Genomic DNA, 8,554 nt, shown 5'->3' with positions numbered 1-8,554 from the left:
ACATTGTGCACGCTGTTGAGTTCTCAAGGATCGGACGCTCCTGACCTCCACCGCAAAACGGCTTCACCCCAGGGCTTTCAAACCTGTGTTGGCAACCTCCACCGAAAGCGGAAGGCAACCTGTCTAACTTACCAGCTTCAGCGAGTCTGTCAAATCCGCAATTCCGAACCAGAACGGCCCCAAAAAACCAATCAACACACGCAAAAAGCGGGAATACATCCGACGACCAGATAACGAAACCTACAAGAGGAATTCCGTGACCCGACCAGACTAAAACTATAACAGATTTAGAGGATGGTGGCCCCCACTTGAGGCCGGAAACCTAGCAGCAGAACTGCCCGGGACTTCCGCACCTTTGGGGTGACAAGAGGAAACATTACGTGCATTCCAGCCCCCTCGCCAACACCGCCCACATCCCGGGCGTGTCGCAACAATGTGGACTCTAAAACACTGAGCTCGGAGCCGTCAGGATCGTGCGGGAAGCCACGAGCGAAGCAGCCAGCCCGCGACATCCATTGACCTACTCGTCAGTGGAGTTCGACGGGAAAAAGTGCGTCTTGGCCCGAGGGAGTTCGACGCCGTCGATGAAGACGTCGACCTTCTCGTTGTAAAACGCGACGAGCCCGGCGATGGGCAGCAGCTGGCGCGTGGGGAAAGAATACGACCATGCCAGATCGTCGTGCACTGTGCCGCCCACCTTCACCGACCAGTAATCGGTGGTTTTTCCCTTGTAGGGGCACTCGGTGACGGTGTCCTGGGGCACGAGGTGTTCGAAATTCACCTCCGTGCGATTGAGGTAATACCTCGTCGGCAAACCCGTTTCGTAAACCATGACAGGAGACGACGATTCGGCGAGAACAACCCCGGCGAGTTCAACGCGCACTGTGCGAGTCGAGCGGATGGCATCCACTCGCGTATAAGGATTGCGAGGGTGCACGAAGACCTGCTCGTCTTCTTCGAACCAGGAGTCGAGAGCATCCCACTCGAAGCGCACCATGTCGGCAAGCCCCTCAAGCCCATCGCCGACGTAAACCTTGGCTGCGGCCGGATGCTCGCGCTCCCCCACTGCGAGACCCTTGAGGTGATAGCTGCCGCGAGTCTCATGGCTCTCCTGCACTTCCTCATCAAGGAACTCGGACTCCACATCGGCGAGCGGGATGTAGAACTGCGGATACGGCGCCCACTCCCACACGTACAGCGCTGCGGTCGTGTCGAAGACCAGCTCGCCCGCGAAATAGTCGCGAATGCGACGCGGAACAGGCTGGATAAGGTTCTTAGCGGAAAGCATCTCGGGATAGTCGTTCATCAGCGCTCTCTTTCGTCAGTGGCTTCAGCCTGCCACTGTCGCCGGTGAGCGACAACAAAAAAGCGATTGCCACCCACGAGCGCCACTGGGGTGAACGCTGACGGCAACCGCTGCAGCTTTGGGGCCTCGGACTAAGGGTGAGGTCGGCGTTGCTATAGAGAGCGGCGTTGAAGTCGGCGCCGTTTTCCGTGGAGGAAAGCGCGTTGGTTCCGCTGAATAAGACGACCAGGTCTTCGGCGTTAACGACCGCGAACGCAGCGCTCGTTGAGCTAGAGATTTCAGCGCCATCGGGCACGAGCGCCACGCGCCACGGCTTGAGCACCTTCTGCACCCGCTCGCTCCACACCCCGATGGTGTAGAACACGAGGGCCAGGGTAATGAGGATGATCGCAGATAGCGAGCGAAAGTGTTTCTCAACGACGAAAGCCCACACGAATATGGGACTTTCGGCTGGTGCGCCCGGAGGAGTCAGCAGCTCAGTACATCAGACGCGACGATCGTTTCAATCCGCACCTTACGAAGCAGTGACAGCTTTGTGAAATTTCCGCCAGATTGGTGCGCTGCAGGCGAAACTGAAATGTGACCACATTACGCGCATCACTTGCTGTCATCGGCGGATCCGGCCTGTACTCGCTGTTCGACCCTGACAGCGCGACGCAGCAAGAAGTCGAAACACCCTACGGACCGGCAACCCTGACCTTTGGCGAGCTGAGCAAGCGCAAGGTAGTTTTCCTACCGCGCCATGGCAGTGACCATTCCGTCGCACCACACCTCATCAACTACCGAGCCAACATCTGGGCTCTTGGTTCAGTTGGAGTACGAGCAATCGTTTCAACAGCTGCCGTTGGTGCCGTGCATCCGAGTTTTCCCGTTGGCTCGCTCGTTCTCACCGACCAATACATCGACCGAACGCAGGGCCGGGCCGCGACTTTCTATGACCGTGACAGCGTGCAACATCTGGCCTCCTCCGACCCGTTTTGTCCGACCCTTCACGCGTTAGCCGTCGCTGCTGCGGGCGACGAAGTGATCTCCGAGGGCACCGTCGTGGTCATTCAGGGGCCGCGATTTTCGACGCGCGCCGAGTCACACTGGTTCCGCAACATGGGCGGCCACCTCGTAAACATGACGCTATATCCCGAAGTTCCGCTTGCAGCTGAGCTGAACATTGGCACCGTCAATCTGGCCTACATCACGGATAACGACGCAACAGTGTCTGACGAACAATTGAGTGCTGAGCTGGTTTTCGCTCGCCTCAAGGAGGCTCAGCCACGAATCATCCGTGTGATCGAAAAAATTATTGCCCGAATCGACGATGACTACGCGGCAGTCGAACTCATCGCTCCCGCCGCAGTCGACGCTGTGCTCGCAAGGGTTCCGCAATGAGGTTGTTGGTGACGGGCGGTGCCGGATTCATCGGGTCAGCCGTCGTGCAATCCGCGCTCCACGCTGGATGGCAGGTTCGAGTGCTTGATTCACTGCGCGACGACGTGCATGGCAGCGCTCCCTCATTTTCCGATGACATCGAATTTGTGCACGGTGACGTGCGTGATGGCGAAACCGTCCGAGCCGCGCTCGAAGGAATCGACGCGGTCACCCATCAGGCGGCCAAAGTGGGATTGGGCGTGAACTTCGACGATGCGCCCGACTACATCAGCTCGAACGACCTCGGCACGGCGACGCTCCTGGCGGCGATGGCCCGCGCTTCGATAGGTCAACTAGTACTGGCAAGTTCGATGGTTGTATACGGCGAGGGCGCCTACCACTCCCCCGCTGGGCTTCAGCGCCCAGCGCCACGACGTGCGGTCGACCTCGATGCCGGCAAATTCGATCCGCTCGGACCGGATGGGGAACACCTCGTTCCCGACCTCATCGACGAAGATTCTTCACTCGACCCACGAAACGTGTACGCGGCAAGCAAGCTTGCACAAGAGAACCTTGCCAGCGCGTGGGCGCGAGCAACCGGTGGTGTTGCCGCCGCCCTTCGCTACCACAATGTCTACGGACCAGGCATGCCACACAACACCCCGTATGCGGGTGTTGCGTCACTCTTTCGCAGTGCAATCGAACGCGGCGAAGCACCCCACGTCTTTGAGGATGGAATGCAACGGCGCGACTTTGTTCATGTGCGCGATGTAGCGTCTGCGAATGTTTCAGCGCTTGAGTGGAGTTCCCGCAGCATTGCCGGGACATTCAGGGCGTTCAACGTTGGAAGCGGAACCGTGCACACAATCGGCGACCTAGCTGAACAACTCAGCACCCATTCCGGCGGCCGCACGCCCATCGTCACTGGCGAATATCGACTTGGGGACGTGCGCCACATCACTGCGTCATCCCTGCGGTTGCGAACCGAACTTGGATGGTCGCCGTCAGTGTCGTTCGAGGACGGAATGCGGGAGTTCGCGACCGCGCCGCTACGGCCTGCCGCGCCGAAAAGGTGATGTTGGTGGGCGCTCCACAAGTCGACGTAATCTTTCCGTGCCTCAACGAGGAACAGTCATTGCCGTGGGTTCTCAGCCGTCTACCCGAAGGGTTTCACGCCATTGTTGTCGATAACGGTTCAACTGATCGCTCAGCCGAAATCGCTCGCTCGCACGGCGCTACCGTCATCACCGAACCTCGGCGCGGCTTTGGATCAGCCGCCCACGCTGGGTTACTCGCAGCAACGGCACCCATCGTCACCTTCTGCGACGCCGACTCCTCCATGGACCCAGCCGACCTACCCCTCCTCACCGCCCAGATTCTCAACGACACAAGTGACTTGGTCTTGGGGCGCAGGCGACCCACCAATGTACGCGCATGGCCAGTACACGCCAGAATCGCGAACGCCGCACTCGCCACACTAATGCGGCAAACCACCGGGATTCCCCTTCATGACCTCGGGCCGATGCGGGCCGCTCGCCGGACCGCCATGCTCGCACTCGATCTACAAGACCGCCGCAGTGGCTACCCTTTGGAGACGCTACTACGAGGCAACGCGGCCGGTTGGCGCGTTCTCGAGATTGATGTGCCGTACTCGCCTCGCGTTGGTCGTTCCAAAGTCACCGGCACTGTCCTTGGCACGGTAACGGCTGTGCGCGACATGTCACGCCTCCTTGCAGCCGAACGCTCATTGCGCCACAGCAACCCACACTCAGCCAGGTCCAAACCATGACATCCAGGGCCGCCAACTCACGCCCTCTCTTAACACTGGTGATCATTGCGAAAGAGCCACTCGCCGGTCACACCAAAACCCGCCTGAATCCTCCGCTGAGCCTCGCCCAAGCCGCCAGCCTTGCCGCAGCCTGCATCGACGACACGATTGCGGCAACCGCGAAGGTTCGGGCCGGTCGTCGCATCCTCTACTTTCAGGGCGCCAACGTACCAGAATCTGCCGCCGATCTAGAGGTGATTGCCCAATCATCGGGCGGTCTCGATGAGCGACTAGCGTCAATCTTTGATCAGTGCACCGGCCCGACGCTTCTGATCGGCATGGATACACCTCAGCTCACTGCTGCGCTGCTCGAGCCCGCCAGCGACGCATGGCCAGACAACGTAGATGCGTGGCTCGGCCTTGCCCCAGATGGTGGATTTTGGGCAATCGGGATGCGCGAACCGCGTGGTGACTTGATTCGGGGCATCCCCATGTCAACCGCTCAGACAGGGGAGAGTCAACTAGGCCGGCTGCGAGACGCGGGGCTGCGAGTAGGGCTACTCGACCCGCTTAACGATGTTGATACTTATTCGGATGCGATCGCTGTTGCGAAGTCGGCACCCCACACTCAGTTCGCACAACTTCTGGCAACGATGCAGGCATCAGGGCTCTAAGCAGCCACCGGTTCGTGCAGCGGCAAGGTGACATCGAACCGGCAGCCGCCAGGGACGTTCCGCACCGAAACTTCGCCTCGATGGGCCGCAATAATTCCATGCACGATCGCAAGCCCCAAACCTGCACCAGAGCTTGACGAGTTCGACCACTCACGCTCCGGGGTTCGTGACGCAGTACCGCGCCAGCCAGCTTCGAAAATATTCGGGAGGTCGTTTTCGGGGATCCCACCTCCGGCATCCTCGATGGTCAAGACAGCATCGTTGTCTGGCCCTCGGAGGGTCGCGATACGGATTTCTGTGCCCGGCGGTGAGTGTTGAATCGCATTCATCAGGAGGTTACCCACCACTCGCGATAGTTCTCGCGGATCTCCTGCTACCGTCGAATCAGCTCGGAGAACTTCTGCAATCGTCACAGAACGGGCTCGGGCGACCGGGCTAAGTTCAGCAACCGCATCGCTGACCAGATCGTAGAGCGACACGGGCTGAACGTTCAAGGTCAACGTGCCCGACTGAATTTTGGAGAGCTCAAACAAATCGTCGACCATCGCCGAAAGCTGATCCACTTGAGAAAGCATCTGACGGTGAAACCGTTTCGGATCGTCCGCGAGCTGGTCGTCGAGAGCTTCAGTCATTGCTCGCAGTCCGGCGAGCGGAGTGCGGAGATCGTGGGAGATCCATGCAAAGAATTCGCGCCGGGATGCATCGAGCGCATTGAGCCTGGCACGCGCCTCGTTGAGCCGAGAGTTAGCCGACGCCAACTCGACCTCGAGCTCGAAGAACTCGGGACTGCCGTTGCGACCCGAAGGCAGTTGCACCGATCTGTTCTCGCTCATCGCCCGCGCATACTCCAGGAGGCGGCGGCTGTTTCGTGAGAATGATCGACCAAGCGCGAAGGCAACTCCCAGAGAGGACAGCGCGGCCAGCCCGGCGATATACAACAACACTTGGAGATCGTGCGCAGAAACGTACATCGCATTAGCAGCAGCCATCATCCCAGCAACCATCGATGCGATCGTTGAGAATACGATGACCCACAGTTGCGCCCAGATCGGTGAGCGACGAGTGAACCACAGCGCAAGCATCCCCAAGGCGCCAACGGCCGCGCCACAGGTAATAGCGATCCCGATAATCACGAGGAGGTCCGAGAAGGCGATCATGGCGTCACCTACAAGCTGAGGCGGTATCCGACGCCCCATACGGTTGCAAGAATTGTTGGATGAGTGGGATCATTTTCGATCTTTTCGCGAAGGCGGCGCACAGTGACTGTCACAGTCGAGAGGTCGCCGAATTCCCAGCCCCACACCGACTTAAGGAGTTGTTCACGGCTAAACGCTTGCCGGGGATGCTTCAACAAAAACGCGAGGAGGTCGAACTCGCGCACTGTAAGCGCTAACTCCGCATCAGCACGCACAATGCTGTGCGCGGCTGTGTCGAGCGTGAAATCGCCAAGAGTGAATGCTGCCTCTGGCGTGTACTCGCTAACGCTGCGGCGCAGAATGGATTGCACCCTTAGCACCAACTCTCGCGGCGAGAACGGTTTCGAGATGTAGTCGTCTGCACCCGCTTCGAGTCCGGTAATCCGCTCATCCGGTGCACCCATTGCGGTGAGTAAAATGATGGGCACGTCGCTGCGGCCGCGGAGGCGCCGGCACACTTCAGACCCATCGATCCCCGGCAGCATCCGGTCTAGCACGATGAGATCGGGATGAAACTGTTCCGCAGCTTCAAGCGCACCAAAGCCATCAATCGCAGTGTTGACGATGAAGCCGGCCGCTCGAAGGTAGGTGCTCGTAACTTCAAGCACCGTTGGGTCATCTTCAACTACCAGAACCCGACGATCCGCACGCTCGCGGTTTTGCCGGGTCACGGCTGCTGGTGTACTCACATCATAAGAATACGGTCGGGGTTGCCAGCGCGATAGGGCTTCACACGCTGACAGCCCCAACCGTCTTCACTCTGTCATTCTTGAGACGCTGACCTTTTCTCCGGGAGAAAGGGCTTCTAGGCTGACCCCTCGAGCCTCAGTGCCGAACTTCCACCAGACTGCTCCAGCGGCCGCACCGATGAGCCAGAAAAGCCCCAGGATGCTGAACATCACGCCGATCCCCCACGCTGTGGCAGCGACAGCAAGCACGACTTGGCCGATGATCGCGCCAATACGTCCAACCGCGATAACTGCACCGATTCCCGTCGCGCGCAGATGCGTCGGGAACAGTTCTGAGAACGTAGGGTAAGCAGAAACCCACGCACAGGTGGCGAAGAAAGCAGCGATTGTGAACGTAGTCACAACGACCGGAACTGAGCCAGTAGCGGCGGCGAGCGCGCATCCGATCATGCTGACCGCAGCAAGAGAGTACGAGAACGTGACGGTAGGTTTTCGACCAATCTTGTCGAGAGCAAACGAAACGAGGATCCCGCCCGCGAGCGCCCCGAAGTTGGCGATGAGGAAGTAGTACGGCAGAGAACCATCGTCCACAGGAACTGCACCAGTTGATGCGGAAAAAACGAGGATACTCATGGCAGTAAAGAGACCGTAATATCCAGCGGCTTCAGAGAAGTCGAGCGCCATTCCGAAGAGTAGGCGCCCCCGGTAGTGCGCCCACAGTTCGTGGAGGCGCGACTTGCCTGTGGAGCCGCCAGCGAGCTCAACGTAGCCATTCGGGCTAGATACTCCCGTGATGCTGGTGACGACTTCGTCCGCTTCTTTCAGCCTGCCCTGGGCGGCAAGCCACCGTGGGGACTCAGGAATAAGCCTGCGCGCGAGGAGGCCATAGAGCGCGCTAACCACACCGAAGAGCAGGGTGTAGCGCCACGTCAGATTAAGGGTCGAGATGATCACGATCGAGACGAAACTCGCCAAAATTCCGCCAACAGCCCAAAAGCTCATTACAAGTCCATTGCTGCGTCCGCGGTTGCGGGCTGGGGTGAACTCCGAGATCGCTGAGGTTACCGCCGAATATTCGCCACCAACGCCCAGCGCTGTGATGAAGCGAAACAGGATGAATAGTGTGAAGTCCTGAGCTGTCGCCGTAGCGATAGCGGCAATGGAATAGAGGATGAGAGTCGCGACAAAGAGGCGCTTTCGACCGATCCGATCCGCCAAGTAGCCGAACAGGAGAGCCCCAAGGGCGATCCCGCCAAACCACACAATATTGATCCACACCGATTGAGCGCTATCGAGCATGAACTCTTTCTGAATGCCCGGAATCACTGATCCGATTATTTGAACTTCAAAGGCATCAAGCATCCACCCGATACCTAACGCGACTGCAATGCGGCTGTGGATTGGCCTCCACGCCGTTGCATCTAATCGAGACGCCATGTTCTTCTCCCTTAAGCGACAGCGAGCCGCGGTTCGACCCGCGATGAGCATATGGAGCGGCATCCAACGGTGAGGTGGTTCTGACTCAACCGTAAGAACTCCGTAAGGAAATATCACACCGC

9 protein-coding genes are annotated in these 8,554 nt (G+C 59.0%); 4 read left to right on the top strand and 5 right to left on the bottom strand.

The window, feature by feature from the left end; genetic code table 11:
• Positions 1-520: 520 nt before the first annotated feature.
• Together ACOH1Z_RS09330 and ACOH1Z_RS09325 are read right to left on the bottom strand one after the other, a co-directional pair.
• Positions 521-1,306, bottom strand: coding sequence for a DUF427 domain-containing protein (locus ACOH1Z_RS09330; RefSeq protein ID WP_449648164.1), 786 nt, complete (start codon positions 1,304-1,306; stop codon positions 521-523).
• A complete protein-coding gene (locus ACOH1Z_RS09325; protein WP_449648163.1) occupies positions 1,275-1,739 on the bottom strand; it encodes a carbohydrate-binding domain-containing protein in 465 nt (154 codons plus the stop codon). Before ACOH1Z_RS09325 ends, ACOH1Z_RS09330 begins: the two co-directional genes overlap by 32 nt.
• Before the next feature lie 146 nt (positions 1,740-1,885).
• On the opposite strand from ACOH1Z_RS09325, the gene ACOH1Z_RS09320 reads away from it, so the two are divergent.
• From ACOH1Z_RS09320 to ACOH1Z_RS09305, 4 genes are read left to right on the top strand one after another with little or no spacing between them, the layout of a single operon-like run.
• Complete coding sequence (locus tag ACOH1Z_RS09320; RefSeq protein WP_449648162.1) at positions 1,886-2,689, top strand: MTAP family purine nucleoside phosphorylase; 804 nt, start codon at positions 1,886-1,888, stop codon at positions 2,687-2,689.
• A complete protein-coding gene (locus tag ACOH1Z_RS09315; RefSeq protein ID WP_449648161.1) occupies positions 2,686-3,744 on the top strand; it encodes an NAD-dependent epimerase/dehydratase family protein in 1,059 nt (352 codons plus the stop codon). The genes ACOH1Z_RS09320 and ACOH1Z_RS09315 overlap by 4 nt, the downstream gene beginning before the upstream one ends.
• Positions 3,745-3,749: 5 nt before the next feature.
• Positions 3,750-4,457, top strand: a complete 708-nt coding sequence (locus tag ACOH1Z_RS09310) for a glycosyltransferase family 2 protein (protein ID WP_449648160.1) — start codon at positions 3,750-3,752, stop codon at positions 4,455-4,457.
• Positions 4,454-5,110: a TIGR04282 family arsenosugar biosynthesis glycosyltransferase gene (locus ACOH1Z_RS09305; protein WP_449648159.1), complete on the top strand. Its 657-nt coding sequence runs from the start codon at positions 4,454-4,456 to the stop codon at positions 5,108-5,110. The genes ACOH1Z_RS09310 and ACOH1Z_RS09305 overlap by 4 nt, the downstream gene beginning before the upstream one ends.
• Here ACOH1Z_RS09305 and ACOH1Z_RS09300 read toward each other — a convergent pair.
• The 3 genes from ACOH1Z_RS09300 to ACOH1Z_RS09290 all read right to left on the bottom strand — a co-directional run bounded on the left by ACOH1Z_RS09300 (position 5,107) and on the right by ACOH1Z_RS09290 (position 8,432).
• A complete protein-coding gene (locus ACOH1Z_RS09300) occupies positions 5,107-6,267 on the bottom strand; it encodes a sensor histidine kinase (RefSeq protein ID WP_449648158.1) in 1,161 nt (386 codons plus the stop codon). The two genes, ACOH1Z_RS09305 and ACOH1Z_RS09300, sit on opposite strands and share 4 nt — an antisense overlap.
• An 8-nt stretch (positions 6,268-6,275) precedes the next feature.
• Entirely contained in the window at positions 6,276-6,995 is a 720-nt protein-coding gene (locus ACOH1Z_RS09295; RefSeq protein ID WP_449648157.1) for a response regulator, read from the bottom strand.
• A gap of 66 nt (positions 6,996-7,061) precedes the next feature.
• Positions 7,062-8,432, bottom strand: coding sequence for an MFS transporter (locus ACOH1Z_RS09290; protein WP_449648156.1), 1,371 nt, complete (start codon positions 8,430-8,432; stop codon positions 7,062-7,064).
• Positions 8,433-8,554: the final 122 nt, after the last annotated feature.

It is taken from the genome of Rhodoglobus sp., from assembly GCF_053580035.1.
This window is presented reverse-complemented; position numbering and strand designations above follow the sequence as displayed.